A 20,892-nucleotide genomic window follows, 5' to 3' on the forward strand; every position below is an offset into this window, starting at 1 on the left:
GCAGGAAGTCGCCCAGCGGCTGCGTCAGCGTGGCGTCAGGCGACTGTTCGCAGTTGCGTGCCAGTTCCGCGTGCAGAGGCTGGAAGCGGTCCGGAAAATCAAAGGCATGGGGGCTGCGCAGCAGCTGGGTCGCGCGCTCCTGCAGGGCCGGCCAGTCCACCACATAGGACGGCGCGTCGCGCTCGCGGGCCGCTGCCTGGGCGCCAGCCGTCATCTTGACCGAGGCCAGCTCCCCGAGATTGGTGTCCTGCCGCAGCATGCGCTGCAACTGGGCCACGTAGGCGCGGTAGCTCTCGCCGGACTCTTCCACGTCCACGCACAGCTGGCGGCCCCGGCTGAGCATGGTGCCCAATTCGTCCCGGCTCTGTACCACGAAGCCCTTTTGGGCCAGCAGCGTGCCATCGGCACCCCGCAAGGCGAATGGCAGGGGGTGGCCGAGCTGGATCGATCCGACGTTGATGGTGACGAGGTTCATAGCGGTGCGCCATTATCCCGCCGCCCGGGGACGCCTTAAAGGGCGCAAACCCGGGTGGTTTGCGCCCTTTTGCACAGATGCGTGCTCAGGGTATCGCGGGCGCCTGTTCCGGCCTGGCGGCCGGCGCCTGGGGCGGCAGGCCGCGCAGGCGCCGCTGCATGCGGCCGAACCACTGGCCCACATCGTCCACCCCGGTGAACACGGCCGGGATCACCAGCAGGCTCAGGAAGGTCGAGGTGATCAGCCCGCCGATCACGGCCACCGCCATCGGCGAGCGGAAGCTGGCGTCCGCCGCGCCGAAGCCCACGGCGATCGGCAGCATGCCCGCGCCCATGGCCAGCGTCGTCATGATGATCGGTCGGGCACGCTTGTGGCAGGCGTCGATCAGCGCCTCGAAGCGCGTCATGCCATGCTCGCGCCGTGCCAGGATGGCGTACTCCACCAGCAGGATGGAGTTCTTGGTCGCAATGCCCATGAGCATGATGAGCCCGATCAGCGAGGGCATGGAGAAGCTCTTCTGCGCGATCAACAGGCCCACGAAGGCACCGCCCAGCGACAGCGGCAGCGCCGCCAGGATGGTCACCGGGTGCAGGAAGTCCTTGAACAGCAGCACCAGCACGATGTAGATGCACAGCACGCCGGTGAGCATGGCCAGGCCGAAGCTCGCGAACAGCTCGCCCATCACCTCGGCATCGCCGATGGTGATCTGGCGCACGCCGGGCGGCAGGTTCTTGATCGACGGCAGCGCGTCCACGGCCTTGGTCACGTCGCCCAGGGGCAGGCCCGAGAGCTCGATCTCGAAGTTCACGTTGCGCGCACGGTCGTAGCGGTCCACCACGGCCGGCCCGCCGCTGAACTCCAGCGTGGCCACCTGGCCCAGCATCACCGGGCCCTTGGCGCCGGGCACGGCCAGGCGTTCGAGCAGCGACAGGTCCTTGCGCGCATCGTCCTGCAGCTTGACGACGATGGGCACCTGGCGCGAGGCCAGGTTCAGCTTGGGCAGCGACACGTCGTAGTCGCCCACGGTGGCGATGCGCAAGGTCTCGGCGATGGCGCTGCTGGTCACGCCCAGGTCGGCGGCGCGCGCGAAATCGGGGCGCACGGCGATTTCCGAACGGATCAGGCTCGCGGTCGAGGACACGCTGCCCAGGCCGGGGATGGTGCGCAGGTCCTTCTCGACGGCGAGCGCCGCCGTCTGCAGCGCCTGCGGGTCATCGCCCGTGAGCACCAGCACGTACTTCTCGCCCGAGCCGCCCAGGCCGACCTTGCTGCGCACGCCGGGCAGGCTCTCCAGCGCGGCGCGGATCTGGTTCTCGATGCCCTGCTTGCGCGGGCGCTCGCCCCGGTCGGCCAGCAAGATGGTGAGCGTGGCCTTGCGCGTCTCGGCGTTGGCGCTGCCCATGAAGGGGTCGGAACCGGCCGAGCCGCCACCGATGGTGGTGTAGACGCTCTTGACGTGGTTCACCGCCGCCACGCGTTGGCGCGCGTCCTCGGCCACCGCGCGGGTCTGGGCCAGCGTGGCGCCGGGCGGCAGCTCCAGGTAGACCTGGGTCTGGGAGTTATCGTCCGGCGGGATGAAGCCCGTGGGCAGGAGCGGGATCAGCGCCAGCGAGCCGATGAAGAAGGCGCCCGTGGCGATGAAGGTGATCCAGCGGTGCTTGATGCACCAGGCCGCCCAGCGCAGGTACCAGCCCATCCAGCGCGGGTCCTTGTGCTCGTCCACGATGGGTTTGAGGATGTAGGCTGCCATCATCGGGGTCAGCACCCGGGCCACGACCAGCGAGGCGAACACCGCCAGAGCGGCCGTCCAGCCGAACTGCTTGAAGAACTTGCCCGCGATCCCGCTCATGAAGGCCGTGGGCAGGAACACGGCGATCAGCGTGAAGGTGGTGGCCACCACGGCCAGGCCGATCTCGTCGGCCGCCTCCATGGCCGCCTGGTAGGGTGTCTTGCCCATGCGCAGGTGGCGCACGATGTTTTCCACCTCCACGATGGCATCGTCCACCAGGATACCGACCACCAGCGACAGCGCGAGCAGCGTGATCACGTTGATCGAGAAGCCCAGCAGGTACATGCCGATGAAGGCCGGGATCACCGACAGCGGCAGCGCCACGGCCGAGACGAAGGTCGCGCGCCAGTCGCGCAGGAACAGCCAGACCACCAGCACGGCCAGCAGCGCCCCCTCGTACAGCAGGTGCATGGAGCCGTCGTACTCCTCCGGCACCGGCGTCACGAAGTTGAAGGCTTCGGTGATCTCCAGGTCCGGGTGCTGGGTGCGCATTTCGGCGAGGGCCGCCTGCACGGCGCCGCCCACCTCCACCTCGCTCGCCCCCTTGCTGCGGGCCACCTCGAAGCCCACCACGGGTTTGCCGTTGAGCAGGGCCATGGCGCGCGGATCGGCAAAGGTGTCGGACACGGTGGCCACCTGGTCCAGGCGCACATGGCGGCCATCGGACAGGGACAGCGTGAGGCCCGCCAGCTCCTGGGCCGACTGCACGGTGGCCAGGGTGCGCACGGGCTGCTCGCTGCCGCCCAGGTCGGTGCGGCCGCCGGCGCTCTCGGTCTGCACCAGGCGCAGCTGGCGCGACACATCGGCCGCCGTGGCGCCCATCGCCTGCAGCTTCATGGGGTCGAGCGCCACGTGCACCTGGCGGTCCACGCCACCCACGCGGTTCACTGCGCCCACGCCGCGCACGGCCAGGAGCTTCTTGGCCACGTCGTTGTCGACGAACCAGGACAGGGCCTCATCGTCCATGCGGCGGGAGGCGATGGTGAAGGCCAGCACCGGCTGGGCCGCCAGGTCCATCTTGGTCACGATGGGGTCGCGCACATCGCCCGGCAGGTCACCGCGCACGCGCGCCACGGCCGAGCGCACGTCATCGAGCGCCTCCTGCGTGGGCTTTTCCAGGCGGAACTCGGCCGTGATGGTGGCGCCGCCGTCCTGTACCTTGGTGTAGATGTGCTTGAGGCCCTGAAGCGTGGCGATCGAGCTCTCGACCTTGCGTGCGACATCGTTCTCCAACTGCGCGGGGGAGGCGCCGGGCAGCGAGATGGTGACGGAAATGGTGGGCAGGTCGATGTCCGGGAAGTTCTGCACCTTCATGCCGTTGAACGACAGCAGGCCGCCGAAGGTCAGCAGCACGAACAGCATCAGGGCCGGTATGGGGTTCTTGATCGACCAGGTAGATACATTCATGGTGAATGCTCCTTGCGCTGCTTACTTGGTGGCCGAAGCCGGGGCGGCCGCGGTGGGCACGGTCGCAGTGCCCTGCACCCCGACCGGCGCGGTGTTGGACACGCGCACCAGATCGCCGTCGTTGAGGAAGCCGGCGCCGCGCACGGCGATGGCCGTGGTCGGCTCCAGGCCCGAGAGCACTTCCACCCGGTCTGCCACGCGCCGGCCGGTCTGGATCTTGCGCTGCTGCACGCGCTGGTCGCTGCCCAGCGCGAACACGTAGGAGAAGCCGTCGCGCACCACCAGGGCTTCCTGCGGCACGGTCAGGGCCTCGCTGCTGCCCAGCGCGAACTCGCCGCGCGCGAACATGCCGGGCAGGATGGCCGAGAGCGAGGTCTTGGCGTCGGTCGGCGTGTCCATCGCGGTCGAGGGCAGGTCCACATAGACCAGGGCGTTGCGCGTCTGCGGGTCCACCGTCGGGCCGACCATGCGCACCGTGCCCTGCACGGTGGTGCCGCTGGCGGCCGTCACGCTGACCTTGGCGCCGGGCTGGATGCGCGCCAGCTCGGTCGAGGTGACCTCGGCGCGCCATTCGAGCCGGCCCTTGCGCACCATGCGGAACAGTTCGGTGCCAGCGCCCACGACCGCGCCCACGGTGGCGCTGCGGGCCGAGATGATGCCGCTGTCGGGCGCCACCACCTGGGTGTATTTCAGGCGCAGCTGCTGGGCGTTGAGCTGGGCCTGGGCGGCCTCGACGCGCGCCTGGGCCGTCTTCTCGGCGGTGGTGTACTGCTGGATCTGCTGCTGGCTCAGTGCGCCCGAGGCCTGCAGCGAACGCGCGCGCTCGGCATTGGCGGCGGCCTCGGCCGCCGTGGCCTGGGCTTCGAGCACGCTGGCGCGGCCCTGGGCCACCTCGGCCTGCGTGGTCTCGGCCGAGAAGGTGGCCAGCACCTGGCCGCGCTTGACGACGTCGCCCACGTTCACGCGCACGTCGGTCAGGCGCAGGCCATTGCTTTCGGCACCGATGATGGCCTCCTGCCAGGCGGCGACATTGCCGTTGGCGGCCAGGCGCAGCGGCACGGCGATACGCTGGGGCTGGGCCGTGGTCACGGTCAGCGCCGGGCGGGGCTGGTTGGCCTTGGGCTCGTCGGCCGCGCGCGAAGCGCCCGAGAACACCAGGGCGCCGGTGGCAGCCAGGACGCAGGCGGCAACGATGGCCAGCGTGGACGCGGAGAGTTTGAACTGGTTCATGAAAGGGGTCCGTTCATCCGGAAGGTGTCAGGAAAAATGGGGGTGGGGCCGGGCTCAGCGGGTGCCGGCCTGGGCGGTCTCGGCCAGGTCGGGGGCCGTGGTGTCCCAGCCGCCGCCGGCCGCACGGTACAGCGCGATCCAGGCGGACTGGCGCTCGTGCTGCAGGGCCAGCAGCGCGTTCTGTGCGGCCAGCGCCGTGCGGCGTGCGTCCTCCAGCTCGACCAGGCTGGCCAGGCCACCGCGCCAGCGCGCGTCGGTGGCATCGAAGGACACGCGGTAGCCCTCGGCCGCGGCGCGGGCGGTGGCATTGCGCTCGGCCGTGCTCTGCAGCCGCTCCAGGGCCTGCTCCACCTCGCTCACGGCCTGGCGGATGCGGGCGCGGTACAGTGCCACCGATTCGTCGTAGCGTGCGCGGGCGGCGTCGACCTGCGCCGCGCGGCGCCCGCCGTCGAACAGCGGCAGGCTCAGGGTCAGCGGGCCCAGAGTCCAGGCGTCCACGTCAAGGGTGCTGCCGCCGGCGCGGCTCCAGGCCTTGCCGATATTGCCGCTGAGCGACAGGCGCGGGTAGCGCTGGGCCTGGGCGCTGCCCACCTCGGCACTGGCGGCGGCGACCTCGCGCTCGGCGTTGTAAACGTCGGGGCGCTGGGAGATCACCTGCGCCGGCAGGGCGGCAATGGCGAACAGGCTGTCGGGTGCGGGCGTGATGGGCGTGGCCGTGATCAGCTGGCGCAGCGCCGACTCCTCCTGGCCGGTGAGCGCCACGAGGGTCTTGAACTCCACGTCGCACTGCATGCGCTGCTGCGAGGCGCGGGCCGTGGCTTCGGCGGCGCTGGCGCGCGCCAGGGCGGCAGTGGCCGGGGCCGTGAAGCCGGCCCGTTCACTCAGGTCCGACAGGCGCGAGGTCTCGCCGCGCGAGCGCGCATCGCGCTCGGCCACGTCCAGTTGCTGCAGGCAGGTGCGCAGGCTGCTGGTCTGCAGCGCCACCTCGGCGGCCACGCTCACGCGCGCTTCGGGCCACAGGGCCTGGGCACCGGCCAGGCGCTCGCTGGCGGCATCGAGCGTGGCGGCATTGGCGCCGAACAGGTCCACTTCCCTGCCGGCCTGCAGGCCGGCCTGGCTGGTGGTGGCCAGGCCGCCGATCTGCGCATTGGCGCCGCGGCTGGTGGTCGCCTGGGCATCGAGCGTGGGTTTCAGGGCGGCGCTGGCGGTGGTCTGCGTGGCACGGGCCTGCAGCAGGCGCGAGCGGGCCTGGGCCACGTTCGGGCTGATGCTTTGCGCCGCCTCGATCAGCGGCACCAGCGCCGGGTCGTTCCACTGGCGCCACCACTGCGCCAGGTCGGCCATCTGCCCGCCGTGCGGCAGGGGGGCGGCCCAGCCCGCAGGCGGCTGCACCGGGACCGTCTGGGGCGGCCGCGCGGTGCTGCAGGCGGCCAGCAGCAGCACGCTGCAGACGCCCAGGGTTCGAACAAACCATGTCATTCCTCTTCCTCCTTGTTCTTGTGCCTGCGCGGTTCGCGCAGTGCCTGGCGGCGTGCCACCTCGCCCTGGATCATGGACATGGCATAGCCGGTCAGGCGTTCGGCCCAGGCATCCGCGGTGGCGGGGCCTGCGAGTTGGGGGGCAATGGCGGCTATGGCGTCGCGCTGGGTCCACAGCAGCATGACCAGGCCGCCGATCGAGAACGCCAGGCGGTGCATGTCGTCGTCGATCTCGGGGACGCCCATGTGCTCGCACAGCAGGTGCACCAGGGCCATGTGCGGGGCTTTGCACTCGCGCTCGATCAGCTCGGGCCAGACATGGGTGGGTTCGAGCAGCTCGCGCACATGCAGGCGTGTGGCCTGCCGGACCAGGTCGTCGTGCTTGAGCGGCTCCAGCAGGCCCGTGAAGTAATGCCCCAAGGCCTGTTGCAGGCTGAGCCCGGGGGCGGCGAACACCGCGATCAGGTCGCTGCCGCTGCCAAAGGGCTCATAGAAGGTGGCCGTGTACAGCTGCGCCTTGTCGCCGAAGTGGTAGCCGATGGCGGCCACATTGGTGCCCGCTGCGACGGCAATGGCACGCACCGAGGTGCGGGCAAAGCCGTTCTCGGAAAACAGCCGCAGCGCGGCCTGCAGCAGGCGGGTACGCGTGTCGTCGCCATCGCTGCGCGCGGCCCGGGGCGGGCGCGCTGCGCGCTTGGGCGCAGGCTCGGAAATGGGCGGGGCAGAATGCATGGCGGTGGATTAGACCACCATAATTCAAACAAGTGTTTAAATTGGCGTGACATTCGGCAACAGGCCGCCGCCGGCCGGGTGGCCGCTCAGCGGCCGCTGCCGAAAACCGCCGCCCAAAGGGCCAGCACGGCATCGCGCTCGGCCTGCAGGGCTGGGGGCGTGACCTGGGTGGGCACTTCGTCGAGCCGCGCCCGGTGCTGCACCCGGCGCAGCTCGCGGTAGGCGTCGGCCGCTGCATGGCCCACTCCGGCCGGCAGCAGGCCGACCTGCTCCGCGCGCTGCAGCAGGGCGATGTTGCCCACGTTGGCCACCAGTTCGGGGTGCGCCGCCGATTGCGAGAGCACCAGGTACTGCACGGCGAATTCCGCGTCCACCATGCCGCCCGGGCTGTGCTTGACGTCGAACTGCCCGTCGCGCGTGGGGTGGGCCTGGGCCACCTTGGCGCGCATGGACACGATCTCCTCGCGCAGGGCCATGGGGTCGCGCGGCGAGGTGATCACGGCCGTGCGCACCGCGTCAAAGCGGGCTTCCAGCTCGGGCGTGCCCATCACGAAGCGGGCGCGCGTCATGGCCTGGTGCTCCCAGGTCCAGGCGGTGTTGCTGCCGCGGCGTTCCTGGTAGTTGGCATAGGCCTCGAAGCGCGTGACCAGCAGGCCCGAGCTGCCGTTGGGCCGCAGCGCGGTGTCGATCTCGTAGAGGTCTCCCTCGCCGGTCTTCACCGTGAGCCAGTTGATCAGCTTGCGCACGAAGGCAGCGTACACCTCGGGCGCGCGCTCGTCGTCGTCATCGAAGACGAACACGATATCGAGGTCGCTGCCGTAGCCCAGCTCCTTGCCGCCGAGCTTGCCATAGCCGATCACGGCGAATTGCGGCACCTCGCGGTGGCGGGTCTTGAGGCGGTTCCAGCACCACTGGGCGGTCACGCGCAGCACGCTGTCGGCCAGGGCGCTCAGGTCGTCGGCCACCTGCTCGACGGTGATGCGGTGCTCCACGTCGCGTGCCAGCGTGCGGAAGGTCTCGGCATGCTGGGCGCGGCGCAGCAGGTTGAGCAGGGTTTCGTCGTCGTCTTCCCCGGTGGAGGTGATCGAGGCCAGGCGCATGGCCAGCTCGCGCTCGAAATCGGCCACCGAGAAGCGTTCGGCCAGCAGGGCGTCGCCCACCAGCTCGTCGATCACGCCGGGGTGCTGCAGCAGGTAGCGGGCGGGCCAGCGCGCGGCGCCCAGCAGGTGCAGCATCTGCTCGTGCACGGATGGGCGCTCCAGCAGCAGGGCCAGGTAGCTGTCGCGGCGCAGCAGGGGCTCGAGCCAGTTGGCCATGCGCACGGCGGCTTCTTCGGTCACCCGGCCTTCAGTGAGCCACTGGGCCGTGCGCTGCACCAGGCGGAACAGGCGCGCGCGGGTCTCATCGCGCAGGCCCTGTACGCGCGGGTGGTTGCGCCACTCGGCCACGCGTTCGCGGAAACCAGGGGGCAGTTGCTCCAGCAGGGCCTCCAGCTCGGGCGGTGGCGGAGCAGATGCGCGCGGGCCGCCGCAGCCGCCCTTGCTGCACTGCTTCTTGGCGTTGCCGCCGAGCAGGGTGTCGAACTCCTGGGCCACCAGTTCGCGGTGGGCGTCGAGCTCGTGCAGGAAGGCGCAGCAGTCCGGGTAGCCCATGGTGCGGGCGATCCAGGCCAGGTCGTCGTCGCGCGTGGGCAGCACATGGGTTTGCTGGTCATCGAGGTACTGGATGCGGTGCTCCACCCGGCGCAGGAAGACATAGGCACGGGCCAGGGCATCGGCCGTCGGCTGCGGCATCAGGCCGGCCTGGGCCAGGCGCTGCAGCGCATCGAGCGTGGGGCGCCGGCGCAGTTCGGGGAACTGGCCGCCGCGCACCACCTGCAACAGCTGCACGGTGAATTCGATCTCGCGGATGCCGCCGCGCGAGAGCTTGACGTCGTTGGCGCGCTCGGGATGGCCGGCGCTTCGCTTGGCCGCATGGTCGCGGATCTGGCTGTGCAGCAGGCGCAGCGCATCGAAGACGTTGTAGTCCAGGTAGCGGCGGAAGACGAAGGGCAGCACCACGCCGCGCAAGGCCTGCACCTCGGTGCCGGCAATGCAGTCGCGCGGCGCGACCACCCGGCTCTTGAGCCAGGCAAAACGCTCCCACTCCCGGCCCTGCACCTGCAGGTATTCCTCCAGCGCCGCCAGCGAGACGGCAGCCGGGCCCGAGTTGCCGTTGGGCCTGAGCGCCAGGTCCACGCGGAACACGAAGCCGTGCTCGGTGGTGTCGCCGACCAGGCTGTAGATGGCCTTGACCGCGCGCGCGAAGTACTCGTGGTTGGAAATCCGGCCCCGGCCGTCCGGCGTGCCGGCGGTCTCGCCATCGTGCCCGTAGACGTAGATCAGGTCGATGTCGCTCGACACATTGAGCTCGCGCGCGCCGAGCTTGCCCATGCCGATGATCCACAACTGCACGGGCTGGCCCTCGGGGCCCTGGGGGGCGCCGTGGCGCGCATCGAGTTCCTGGCGCGCCTGGGCGCAGGCGCGGTCCAGGGCCAGCTCGGCCAGTTCGGTGACGGCGCAGGTGATGTCGGACAACGGCGCCTGGCCGTCGCAGTCGAGCTGGATCAGGCGCTCCATGACCAGTTGGCGCAGCACGCGCAGGGCCGTGCCGGTGTCGTTGCCGCGCGTCAGCAGGGCATCGCAGACGGCATCCATGGCGGCGCGCCGGGGTGCCCCGGCGGGCAGCAGGGTCAAATCGCTGCCGTAGCGCCGGTGCAGGCGCTGCAGGAAGCGGGAATGTCCGGCCAGCGGCTCGCCGTCCTTGAAGGGGTCGTTGCAGGACAGGGGCATGGTTTCAGGCGTGGCAGAGGCGGGTGCCCCAGCCGGTTGCCAGCACGGGGCCGCGGGCTGCTGCACACACAAGGACACTGGTTCTCATTGAACCCACAGGCGCACCGCGGGTCATAATTCCTGCCACATTCAATCCCACCATGATCGATCCCACCCCGCACCCCTCACGCCTGCTCAAGACAGTGGCAGGCTTTGCGCGGTGGTCATTGGGGTTGCTGCTCGCCTTCTGGCTGCTGCTGACCATCGCCTGGGGGGCCCTTCATGGCTGGATTGTGCCGCGAATCGGTGAGTTCCGCCCGCAGCTGGAAGACCATGCCGCACGCGCGCTAGGGGTTCCCGTGCGCATCGGGGCCATCAGCGCGCGTTCGGAGGGGTTAATCCCCTCCGTGGAACTGGTGAATGTGGCGCTGCTGGACAGCGCCGGCCGCGAGGCGCTGCGCCTGCCGCGCGTGGTGGTGGCCCTGTCGCCGCGCTCGCTGCTGAACTTCGGCTTCGAGCAACTCTATATAGAGAAGCCGGACCTGGACATCCGGCGCGCCAGCGACGGCAGCATCACCGTGGCCGGCCTGGCCATGAAGGACAGCGGCGGCGACAGCCATGGCGCCGCGGACTGGTTCTTCTCGCAGGGCGAGGTGCTGATCAAGGGCGGCACCCTGCGCTGGACCGACGAGATGCGCAAGGCGCCGCAGTTGGCGCTCACCGACGTCAACCTGGTGGTGCGCAACGGCAACTGGAGCCACCGCATGCGCGTGGACGCCACCCCGCCACCCGACTGGGGCGACCGTTTCACCCTGGTCGGCCTGTTCCGCGCGCCCCTGCTGCGCGCGCGCGACGGCAACTGGCAGCACTGGAACGGCCAGGTCTATGCCGACTTCGCGCGGGTGGACGTCTCCCAGCTGCGCCACCATGCCGACCTCGGGGTGGAGGTGGCCCAGGGCCGCGGTGCCCTGCGCGCCTGGGCGGACGTGAAGAGCGGACAGATCGTGGGCGGCACGGCCGACCTGGCGCTGGCCGATGTGAACGCCACCCTGGGCGCGGGGCTGGAGCCGCTGGCGCTGCCCTCCATTGCCGGGCGCCTGGGCGGGCGCCAGCTCAAGGGGGGCTTCGAATTCTCCACGCAAGGCCTGCAGTTCACGACCGACGACGGCCTGCGCTGGCCCGGTGGCAACGCCAGGCTGGTGTACACCGATGCCACCGCCAAGGCGCCCGCGCAAGGCGACTTCCGCGCCGACCGGCTGGAGCTGGCGGCCCTGGCGCAGGTTGCCAGCCGCCTGCCCCTCGGCAGCACCGCCCACGATGCCGTGCGCCAGTACGCTCCCAAGGGCCTGGTGGACGAGATCCAGGCCACCTGGAAGGGGCCGCTCGATGCGCCGCAGCAGTACCAGGTGCGCAGCCGCATCCAGGGGCTGGCGCTGGCGGGCGAGGTGCCTGGCAACGGCGCAGCACAGAGCATGGGGCTGCGCGGCGCCAACGTCGATGTGGAGATGACGCAGGGCGGCGGCAAAGCCACGCTGGCCATCGATTCCGGCGCGCTGGTGCTGCCGGGCGCGTTCGAGGACCCGGTGCTGCCGCTGGACCGGCTGAGCGCCGAGGTGCGCTGGCAGATCGAAGGCGAGCGCATCGCCGTGCAGGCCAGCGACGTGAAGTTTGCCAACGCCGATGCGCAGGGCGAGGCGCGCGCCACCTGGCACACCTCCGATCCCACCAAGGGGCCGCACCGCTCGCGCTTTCCCGGGGTGTTGGACCTGTCGGGCAAGCTCACGCGGGCCGACGGCACGCGCGTGCACCGCTACCTGCCCCTGTCCATCCCCGAGGATTCACGGCACTACGTGCGCGATGCCGTGGTGGCGGGAACGGCGAGCAGTGTGGACTTCAAGGTCCGGGGCGACCTGAACGACATCCCCTTCAACGACCCGCGCCAGGGCGAGTTCCGCATCGCCGCGCGCGTCAAGGACGTGACCTACGCCTACGTGCCGCCCAGGCTGCAGCCGTCCATCGATACGACGCGCTGGCCGGCGCTGACGCAGCTGCAGGGCGAGCTGGTCTTCGAGCGCTCGTCCATGCATGTGCGCGGCGCCAGTGGCAGCTTTGCCGGTACCCAGGGGGTGAAGGTGTTGCGGGTGGAAGCATCCATCCCCGATCTCTCGCACACGGTCGTGGGCGTCCAGGCCGACACGCGCGGACCCCTGACCGAGATCCTCGGCGTGGTCAACACCTCGCCGCTGGCGCGCTTGACGAACCAGGCGCTGGCCCAGGCCAGCGGCACGGGCCAGGCCGACCTCCAGCTCAAACTGACCCTGCCCATCAGCAACATCGACAAGTCCCGGGTGCAGGGCAGCGTCCCCCTGGCCGGCAACTACGTGCGCTTCCCCCCCGAGACACCCATGATCGGCCGCGCGCGCGGCGCCGTGCCGTTCAGCGAGGCGGGTTTCTCGCTGGTGGGCATGCCGGCCCGGGCGCTGGGCGGCGCTGGGAAGCTCGAAGGCGGCATGCGCTCCTTGCCGCCAGGCGCGCCGGCCACCGAGTCGGCGATCCAGCTGCGCGCCCAGGGCACGGCCACGGCCGAGGGGCTGCAGCAGGCGCCTCCGATGGGCCTGCTGTCGCAGTTGGCCAGCCGGGCCACGGGCAGTGCGCCCTACACGCTGGCGCTGGGCTTTCGCCGCGGTGTGCCCGAGGTGCAGGTGACGACGAGCCTGCAGGGGCTGGCACTGGCGCTGCCCGCTCCGCTGGGCAAGACGGCCGAGACCAGCTTGCCGCTGCGCTATGACAACTCCCTGGCGCGCGAATCGCTGACCGGCACGGTGACCGCCGGCGGCACCCTGCCGCCGCTGCGCGACCAGATCACGCTGGACCTGGGTGCCCTGGGCTCGGCCACCTACCACCGCGACGTGAGCGGCGCCCAGCCGCGCGTGCTGCGCGGGGCCATCGGCGTGGGGCTGGCACCCGGAGAGGCGGCGCCGATTCCGGCCGAGGGTGTGGCCGCCAATGTGCAGCTGGCCAGGCTCGACATCGATGCCTGGGAGGAACTGCTCAGCCCGCCGGCCCGCCCTGCGCCCGGTGCCGCGGCCCGTGGTACCGCGCCGGGAGGCGTCACGCTGGCCAGCACCACGCAGGAGTACCTGCCGACGCGGGTGGCGCTGCGCGCCAGGGAGCTGTCGGCGCAGGGGCGCACCCTGCACAACGTGGTGGCCGGCGGCCAGCGCGACGGCCCGGTCTGGAAGGGCAACATCGATGCGGCCGAGCTCAGCGGCTTTGTCGAGTTCCGCGAGGGCGGCGGCGGCGACTCGGGCAACGGGCGGCTGTATGCCCGCCTGTCGCGGCTGAACATGCCGCAAAGCGATGCCAACCAGGTCGAGGCCCTGCTCGAAGAGCAGCCGGGTTCGCTGCCCGCGCTGGACATCGTGGTCGATGACTTCGAGCTCCGCGGGCGCAAGCTCGGCCGGGTGGAGATCGAGGCGCAGAACCGCGGCAGCGACACCACCCCGCGCGAATGGCGCCTGGCCAAGTTCAACATCACCTCTCCCGAAGGCAGCCTGGCGGCCAACGGCAACTGGGCGCAGCTCAACCAGGTGCGTGCCGCCGGGGGCGGCTCCGGCGAGCGCCGCACGGTGCTCAATTTCCGGCTCGACATCCGCGACTCGGGCGACCTGCTGGCGCGCTTTGCGATGCCGGGCGTGATCCGCCGCGGCAAGGGGCGCATGGAGGGGCAGGTGGCGTGGATGGGCGCGCCCTTCAGCCCCGACTACCGCTCCATGACGGGCCAGGTCAACGTGAACATCGAGGCCGGCCAGTTCCTCAAGGCCGACCCGGGCCTGGCCAAGCTGCTCAGCGTGCTCAGCCTGCAGTCGCTGCCGCGCCGCCTGACACTCGATTTTCGCGATGTTTTCAGCGAAGGCTTTGCGTTCGATTTCGTGCGCGGCGACCTGCGCATTGAGCAGGGCGTGGCCACCACCAACAACCTGCAGATGAAGGGCGTGAACGCGGCTGTGCTCATGGAAGGCAGCGCCGACATCGACCGCGAGACGCAGGACCTGCGCGTGGTGGTGGTGCCCGAGATCAATGCCATGACGGCCTCGCTGGTGGCCACCGCCATCAACCCGGTGATCGGCCTGGGCAGCTTCCTGGCCCAGGTGTTCCTGCGCGGCCCGCTGATCGAGGCGGCGACGCAGGAGTTCCGCATCGATGGTTCCTGGTCCGACCCGCGCGTGGTGCGCGTGCCCCGGCGCACGCGCCTGTCGGGCAATGCGGCGGACAACAGCCCCTCGCCCACCGCCAGTTCCCGAACCGGAGAGTCCTCATGAAAGTCGCTGCGCTGCAGATGGTTTCCGGCACCCACCTCGACGACAATCTGGCCGCCGCCCGTGACCTGCTGGAGCAGGCGGCGCGCGAGGGCGCCGAGCTGGCCGTGCTGCCCGAGTACTTCTGCATCATGGGCCGGCAGGACACGGACAAGCTGGCGCTCCAGGAGTCGCACGGCGAAGGACCGATCCAGGACTTTCTGGCGCGCGCGGCGCGCGAGCTCGGCCTGTGGAGCGTGGGCGGCACCCTGCCGCTGCGCGGCAACGATGCCGTGCGCGTGCGCAACACCACGCTGGCCTTCAACCCCGAGGGCGCCTGCGTGGCGCGCTACGACAAGATCCATTTGTTCCACTTCGACAACGGCCAGGACCAGTTCCACGAGAGCCGGGTGATCGAGCCCGGCGATCAGGTCGTGCAGTTCGACCTGCGCTCGCGCGAAGGCGAGCTCTGGCGCGTGGGCCTGAGCGTCTGCTACGACCTGCGCTTTCCCGAGCTGTACCGCGCCCACGCCCAGGCCGGGGCCGACCTGCTGCTGGTGCCCAGCGCCTTCACCCACACCACCGGCCAGGCGCACTGGGAGGTGCTGCTGCGCGCCCGGGCCATCGAGAACCTTGCCTATGTGCTGGCCCCGGCGCAGGGCGGCGTGCACGAGAACGGCCGCCGCACCTGGGGCCACAGCATGCTGGTGGACCCCTGGGGTGAGGTTGCGGCGCTGCATGCAGAGGGCGCGGGCATCGCCGTGGGCACGCTGGCCAAGGCACGCCTGCGCGAGGTGCGCAGCCAGCTGCCTGCCCTGGGCCACCGCGTGCTGTGAGCAGGCCGCGCCGAACCCTCTGGCAACGCTGGCGTGGCGCGTGGCGGCGCTGGTCGCTGTGGACGCTGCTCGTGGCGCTGGTGGTGGCCATGCTGGTCACCGTGGTCTGGCTGGCCGGCCGCTACGAGGCCAGCCAGGTGCAAAGCAGGCTCGAGCGCGATACCGCCGACGCCGTCTCGGACGTGCGCGTGGCCCTCACGCGCAACCTGCAGAGCCTGCAGGCCCTGCACGCGGAAGACCCGGGGGTGCTGGCCTGGGAGGTGAATGCCTCCGAGTTGCTGCGCGGCCACCGCGAGTTGGTGCGTCTGGAGTGGCGCGACACCGGCATGCGGCTGCGCTCGCAGGTGCAGACACCGTTTCGCCCCGTGTACTGGGACCGGGGAACGCGCGAGAGCGCGCACTCCGATGCCTCGCTGGCCTGCGCCAATGCGCGCCGGCTCAGCGGGCCGGCGTATTCCAGCAGCTACTTCCAGCCGCACGGCGACGGCCTCGGCTCGGAGATGATGGAGCTGTGCCTGCCCATCACCTCGGGCGGGCGCAGCACCGGTTTCCTGGTGGCCACTTATGCGCTCAACGCCATGCTCGAGGACCTGGTGGGGCACGGCCTCACGCGCAGCCAGGAGGCCTCCTTCACCGAAGCCGATGGCACGCGCCTGGCGGTGCTGGGCGCGGCGCGCCGCGGCTCGCGCATGTTCACGGCCACGCACCTGCTGGACCTGCCCGGTGCCACCCTGGTGCTGCGCATGGACACCTGGCACAGTGCGCCGAGCCTGTTCCCGAACGTGCTCACGGCGCTGGTCACGGCCATGTCCATCGCGCTGGTCACGGTGATGGTGGTGCTGGTGCGCGACAACCGCAGGCGCCTGCGCGCCGAGCGCGACCTGGGGGACGCGCTGGCCTTTCGCAAGGCGATGGAGGATTCGCTGGTCACCGGGCTGCGCGCGCGCGACCTGGAGGGGCGCATCACCTACGTCAACCCGGCCTTTTGCGACATGGTGGGCTTTGCACCCCAGGAGCTGCTGGGGCTGAGCGCGTCGGCCCCGTACTGGCCGCCCGAGCGCGTGGAGGAATACCAGCAGCGCCAGGCCATCCGCTTTGCGGGCTACATGCCGCCGCGCGAAGGCTTCGAGTCGGAGTTCATGCGCAAGGACGGCACGCGCTTTCCGGTGCTCATCATCGAGGCGCCGCTGATCAATGCCCAGGGGCTGCACACGGGCTGGATGAGCGCCTTCCTGGACATGAGCGAGCAGCGCCGCATCGAGGAGCTGTCGCGCGCCTCGCAGGAGCGCCTGCAGGCCACGGCGCGCCTGGCCACCGTGGGCGAGATGGCCTCGCTGCTCAGCCACGAGCTCAACCAGCCGCTGGCCGCGATATCGAGCTACGCCACCGGCTCCATGAACCTGCTGGAGGCGCCTGCCGGCGCGGGCGACGCACCTGCGCCCGAGAGCCTGCAGGATGTGCGCATGGCCATGCAGGCCATCGCGCGCCAGGCCGAGCGCGCAGGCAAGGTGATCAAGAGCGTGCACGACTTCGTGCGCCGGCGCGACCAGGCGCGCGAGGCCGTCACCGCGCAGCAACTGCTCGATGCCATCATGCCGCTGGTGAGCCTGCAGGCACGCAAGATCGGCGTGCGTGTCCATACCCTGGTGGAGCCGGACCTGCCGGCCGCGCTGTGCGACCGCACCATGGTCGAGCAGGTGCTGCTCAACCTGGCCCGCAATGCCATGCAGGCCATGGACGTGCCCGGCGTCTCCAAGCGCGTGCTGGAGATCCGCGCGCGCCGCGCCGCATCGAATGCGCACCAGGCCTGGATCGAATTTGCCGTGGCGGATCTGGGTGCCGGCATCGAAGCCGAGGTGGCCGAGCGCCTGTTCACCCCCTTCTTCACCACGCGGGCCGAGGGCATGGGCCTGGGCCTGAGCCTGTGCCGTACCGTCATCGAGCAGCATGGCGGTTTCCTCGGTTTTGCCCCCAACGAACCGCGTGGTACGGTATTCCCCTTCACGCTGCCCGTTCACCAATCCCCTGCTTCTACTTCCTCCGCCTGATGGAACCCGTCTCCAATGCCACCGTGTACATCGTCGATGACGATGCCGGCGTGCGCGAAGCCCTGGCCTGGCTGCTGCGTTCGCGCCGCCTGCCCAGCGAGTCCTTCGACAGCGCCGAAGCCTTCGACGCCGCGCTGCGCGCGCGCCCGGCGCAGCGCCATCCGTGCTGCCTGCTTCTGGATGTGCGCATGCCGGGCATGAGCGGCCTGGCGCTGTTCGACCTGCTGATCGTGCGCGGCGATCTGGCGACCATGCCGGTGATCTTTCTCACTGGCCATGCCGATGTGCCCACGGCCGTCGATGCGGTCAAGCGCGGCGCCTTCGACTTCTGCGAAAAGCCGTTTTCCGACAATGTGCTGGTGGACCGCATCGAGCAGGCGCAGGCGCAATCGGCCGCCCGCCTGGCCACCCTGCGCGAGCGCAGCGACCTGCAGGTGCGCCTGGCCGACCTGACCGAGCGTGAGCGCGACGTGATGGACCTGGTGGTGGCGGGCCTGCCCAACAAGCTCATTGCCGACCAGCTCGACATCAGCGTGCGCACGGTGGAAGTGCACCGCGCGCGGGTGTTCGACAAGATGCAGGTGAAGTCGGCCGTGGAGCTGGCCAACCTGCTGCGCCCGGGACACTGATCCTGGCGTTCAGTCCTTGCCTGCTGGTGTGCTGGGGTCCTTGCCTTCCTCGGATTCCGGGGCCTTGAGTTCGCCACCCCGGCGCCCGGAAAACATGGTCCACCAGACGATGGCCACCAGCACCACCAGCGCCAGCAGCGCTTCAAGCAAAATCAGCCCCATGACATTGACACTCCTGCGCCTTGTGATGACGGCGCTGATTGTAGGAACGCTGGCCGCCTGCGCCACCCGGCCCGCCCCCACAAGCCCCTCGTCCCCTGGGGCCATCTTCCCTGCGCCGGTGCCGGGCGCCGTGGTCGTACCTGGTGACAACGGCCCGCTGCCGCCGGCCATGGCCCAGCCCAAGAGCCGCTGGATCCCGGTGCGCTGGGCCGAGCTTCCGGGTTTCGCCAACGACTCGCCGCACGAGGCCTGGAACGCCTGGATCAAGAGCTGTGAGCGCCCTGCCCCGCAATTCGTGCAACTGTGCGGCGAGGTGCGCCAGCTGAGCATTGCCACCGCCGAGGAGCAGCGCGCCTGGATGGTGGCGCGCCTGCAGCCCTACCGCGTGGAGTCGGCCGACGGTAATCCCGAGGGCCTGCTCACCGCCTATTACGAGCCCATGATCGACGCCGCGCGCCAGCCCGGCAATGGCTACACCGTGCCGGTCTACCGCCTGCCTGCGGGATTCGGTGCGCGCAAGCCCTGGTACACGCGCCAGCAGATCGACACCCTGCCCGAGGCGCAGGCCGCGCTGCAGGGGCGGGCCATTGCCTGGCTGCGCGATCCGGTGGAGTCGATGGTGCTGCACATCCAGGGCTCGGGCCGCCTGCGCGTGGCCGAGCCAGATGGCTCGGTGAGCCTGGTGCGCGTGGCCTATGCGGGTACCAACGACCAGCCCTACCAGAGCGTGGGCCGCTGGCTGCTGGACCAGGGTGCCACGCGCGACGCCACCTGGCCCGGCATCCGCGCCTGGCTGGCGCAGAACCCGCAGCGCACCAACGAGCTGCTGTGGGCCAACCCGCGCTATGTGTTCTTCCGCGAGGAGCCGCTCGACGCCATGGAGGCCGGCTTCGGCCCCAAGGGTGCCCAGGGTGTGGCGCTCACGCCGGGCCGTTCCATCGCCGTGGACCGCCAGAGCATTCCCTATGGCACGCCGGTCTGGCTGGCCTCCACCGGACCGCAGGTGCAGCTCAACCGCCTGGTGCTGGCGCAGGACACGGGCAGCGCGATCCTGGGTGCCGTGCGGGCCGACTATTTCACCGGATGGGGCCAGGAGGCGGGCGCCATCGCTGGCCGGCTCAAGCAGGGCCTGCGCCTGTGGGTGCTCTGGCCGAAATGACTCCCCCTGAGCCGCCTTCGGCGCCTTTCCCCTGAGGGGGACGCCCCCAGCGCGGCGGGGCGGCGCTTGCGCGAGGGTACTGGTATGGCGGCGCGCCAGTTTTTGCGGTTGTGGGCGGGGCTCAGCGCTCCACCACGAAGCGCGAGACCACGGGCGGTGCGTCGCCGATGTGGAAGGCCAGCTTGCGCTCGCGCAGGGCGACGTCGGAGGCGGTGACGCGGTCGAAGCGGCGCAGGTGTTCGGTCCAGGACTCGTCCTCGATCTGCTCCACGTAGCGCGCCGGGTCGGCGATGTCGTGGCGCAGCTGCCAGGACAGGGCGCCCTGGCGCAGGCGGTTGCGCCGGCTCTCCTGCATGAGCTCGCGGAAGTCGGCAGCGCGTGCGGGGTCGATGGTGTACTCGATGGTGGCGACCACGTGGCCGCGTTCCGGTGGGGTGGGGGCCACGGGCACCTTGAAGGCTTGCGAGGGGCTCAGGTCCTCTTCCATGTTGCGGTCGGCCACCAGGCGCTGCACCAGCGCCATGGCGGTGCACCCGGTCACGGCCGCGATGCCCAGGCTCAGGTGCACGCTGGTGAACGTGGCCACCTGGCCCCACACGGCGGCGCCCAGGGCCGTGGAGCCCATGATGGCCATCTGGAAGATGGACATGCCGCGCGCGCGCACCCAGTTGGGCAGCGCCAGCTGGGCCGAGACGCTGAGCGTGTTGGCCGTGGTGATCCAGGCCATGCCGCCCACCACCATGGCCGGCACGGCCACGTAGACATTGGGCGCAATGGCCATGACGCCCGTGGCCGCCGCCTGCAGCAGGGTGCCGCGCAGCACCAGCACGTCGCGCGGCATGGCCTGGCGCAGGCGCGGCAGCAACATGGCGGCCGCAATGGCGCCTGCGCCCATGGACGCCAGCAGCAGCGTGAAGGTGCCGGCGCCGCCGCCCTCCAGGCCCTTGGCCAGCAGGGGCAGCATGGCCAGCAGGGCCGTGGCATGGAAGAAGAACACCGAGATGCGCCACAACACGGCACGCAGGCGCGGCGACTGGCGCACGAACTGCAGGCCCACACGCATGGCGCTGCCCAGGCGTTCGCGCCCCAGGGGGCTGGGCACGTGGGTACGCTTCCAGCGCATGATCACCAGGCCCGAGCCCACCGACAGCACGGCGTTGAGCACGAAGACCCAGGCGCTGCCGGCACTGGCGATGATGGCGCCGGCCAGCAGCGGGCCGATGATGCGCGATGCGTTCATGGCCACGCCGTTGAGCGCCAGGGCCGCGGGCAACTGGGGCCGGCTCACCAGTTCGGGCACGATGGCGGCGAACACCGGCCAGCGCATGGCCAGCCCGATGCCATTGGCAAAGGTCAGGGCCAGCAGCAGCGGGGCCGTCATGCCGCCGGCCAGGATGGCTGCGCACAGGACCAGCGCCACGGCAGCGACCCAGAACTGCGTGGCCATGAAGTAGCGCCGCCGGTCCAGGATGTCGGCCAGCGCCCCGCTGGGCAGGCCGAGCAGGAACACCGGCAGGGTGGAGGCGGACTGCACCAGCGCCACCAGCATGGGCGAGGTGGTGAGCGAGGTCATCAGCCAGGCGGCCGCCACGTCGTTCATCCACATGCAGGTATTGGCCGCCATCCAGGTCAGCCAGAGCATGCGGAATACCGGCACCGACAGGGGGGCCAGCGGTGACAGCGATGCCTGCGGATCGGGCGTTGGCCCTGCGGGGGGCGCTGTGTCCTGCAGGCTTCCCTGCGCGGCCCCAGTCCCCTCGGCCGGTGATGAGGTGGGTGCGGATTCGGGTGCGACGCTGCGCGTGCTTTCGTGGGACGGCAATGGTGGCATGTCTGCAC

General features: G+C 70.7%; 12 protein-coding genes and 1 pseudogene. 5 read left to right on the forward strand and 8 right to left on the reverse strand.

All coding sequences use genetic code 11. The features are described from left to right. The 6 genes and pseudogenes from ACK59X_RS23930 to glnE all read right to left on the reverse strand — a co-directional run. Positions 1-475 (reverse strand): annotated as a pseudogene (locus ACK59X_RS23930) (phosphohydrolase); the annotation flags it as partial. An 85-nt stretch (positions 476-560) separates the two neighbouring features. Then, complete coding sequence (locus ACK59X_RS23935) at positions 561-3,671, reverse strand: efflux RND transporter permease subunit (RefSeq protein ID WP_409960872.1); 3,111 nt, start codon at positions 3,669-3,671, stop codon at positions 561-563. Between the two features lie 21 nt (positions 3,672-3,692). Next, positions 3,693-4,901, reverse strand: coding sequence for an efflux RND transporter periplasmic adaptor subunit (locus ACK59X_RS23940; protein ID WP_409960873.1), 1,209 nt, complete (start codon positions 4,899-4,901; stop codon positions 3,693-3,695). A 54-nt stretch (positions 4,902-4,955) separates the two neighbouring features. Further along, the gene (locus ACK59X_RS23945; protein WP_409960874.1) at positions 4,956-6,380 is read right to left on the reverse strand and encodes an efflux transporter outer membrane subunit; all 1,425 of its coding nucleotides are present in this window, start codon (positions 6,378-6,380) and stop codon (positions 4,956-4,958) included. After that, the gene (locus ACK59X_RS23950; protein ID WP_409960875.1) at positions 6,377-7,111 is read right to left on the reverse strand and encodes a TetR/AcrR family transcriptional regulator; all 735 of its coding nucleotides are present in this window, start codon (positions 7,109-7,111) and stop codon (positions 6,377-6,379) included. The genes ACK59X_RS23945 and ACK59X_RS23950 overlap by 4 nt, the downstream gene beginning before the upstream one ends. Positions 7,112-7,197: 86 nt before the next feature. Further along, positions 7,198-9,942, reverse strand: coding sequence for a bifunctional [glutamate--ammonia ligase]-adenylyl-L-tyrosine phosphorylase/[glutamate--ammonia-ligase] adenylyltransferase (gene glnE / locus ACK59X_RS23955; RefSeq protein WP_409960876.1), 2,745 nt, complete (start codon positions 9,940-9,942; stop codon positions 7,198-7,200). Between the two features lie 140 nt (positions 9,943-10,082). Between glnE and ACK59X_RS23960 the strand changes: the two genes are divergently transcribed. Genes ACK59X_RS23960 through ACK59X_RS23975 form a run of 4 tightly spaced genes read left to right on the forward strand, consistent with a single transcriptional unit; the run spans position 10,083 to position 17,732 of the window. Further along, positions 10,083-14,243, forward strand: coding sequence for a YhdP family protein (locus tag ACK59X_RS23960; RefSeq protein WP_409960877.1), 4,161 nt, complete (start codon positions 10,083-10,085; stop codon positions 14,241-14,243). After that, the gene (locus ACK59X_RS23965; RefSeq protein WP_409960878.1) at positions 14,240-15,055 is read left to right on the forward strand and encodes a carbon-nitrogen hydrolase family protein; all 816 of its coding nucleotides are present in this window, start codon (positions 14,240-14,242) and stop codon (positions 15,053-15,055) included. The genes ACK59X_RS23960 and ACK59X_RS23965 overlap by 4 nt, the downstream gene beginning before the upstream one ends. Then, positions 15,052-17,103, forward strand: a complete 2,052-nt coding sequence (locus ACK59X_RS23970; RefSeq protein WP_409960879.1) for a two-component system sensor histidine kinase NtrB — start codon at positions 15,052-15,054, stop codon at positions 17,101-17,103. The genes ACK59X_RS23965 and ACK59X_RS23970 overlap by 4 nt, the downstream gene beginning before the upstream one ends. Further along, positions 17,103-17,732 carry a response regulator transcription factor gene (locus tag ACK59X_RS23975; RefSeq protein ID WP_409960880.1) on the forward strand — a complete coding sequence of 210 codons (630 nt, stop codon included), beginning with the start codon at positions 17,103-17,105 and terminating at the stop codon, positions 17,730-17,732. The genes ACK59X_RS23970 and ACK59X_RS23975 overlap by 1 nt, the downstream gene beginning before the upstream one ends. A 9-nt stretch (positions 17,733-17,741) precedes the next feature. Here ACK59X_RS23975 and ACK59X_RS23980 read toward each other — a convergent pair whose 3' ends face one another. After that, positions 17,742-17,894 carry a hypothetical protein gene (locus ACK59X_RS23980; RefSeq protein ID WP_409960881.1) on the reverse strand — a complete coding sequence of 51 codons (153 nt, stop codon included), beginning with the start codon at positions 17,892-17,894 and terminating at the stop codon, positions 17,742-17,744. On the opposite strand from ACK59X_RS23980, the gene ACK59X_RS23985 reads away from it, so the two are divergent. Beyond that, a complete protein-coding gene (locus ACK59X_RS23985) occupies positions 17,827-19,053 on the forward strand; it encodes a murein transglycosylase A (protein ID WP_409960882.1) in 1,227 nt (408 codons plus the stop codon). The genes ACK59X_RS23980 and ACK59X_RS23985 overlap by 68 nt on opposite strands. A gap of 121 nt (positions 19,054-19,174) precedes the next feature. Here ACK59X_RS23985 and ACK59X_RS23990 read toward each other — a convergent pair whose 3' ends face one another. Next, the gene (locus tag ACK59X_RS23990) at positions 19,175-20,884 is read right to left on the reverse strand and encodes an MFS transporter (protein ID WP_409960883.1); all 1,710 of its coding nucleotides are present in this window, start codon (positions 20,882-20,884) and stop codon (positions 19,175-19,177) included. Positions 20,885-20,892 lie beyond the last annotated feature (8 nt).

The organism is Acidovorax sp. (assembly GCF_046339755.1).
GTDB lineage: Bacteria > Pseudomonadota > Gammaproteobacteria > Burkholderiales > Burkholderiaceae_C > Acidovorax.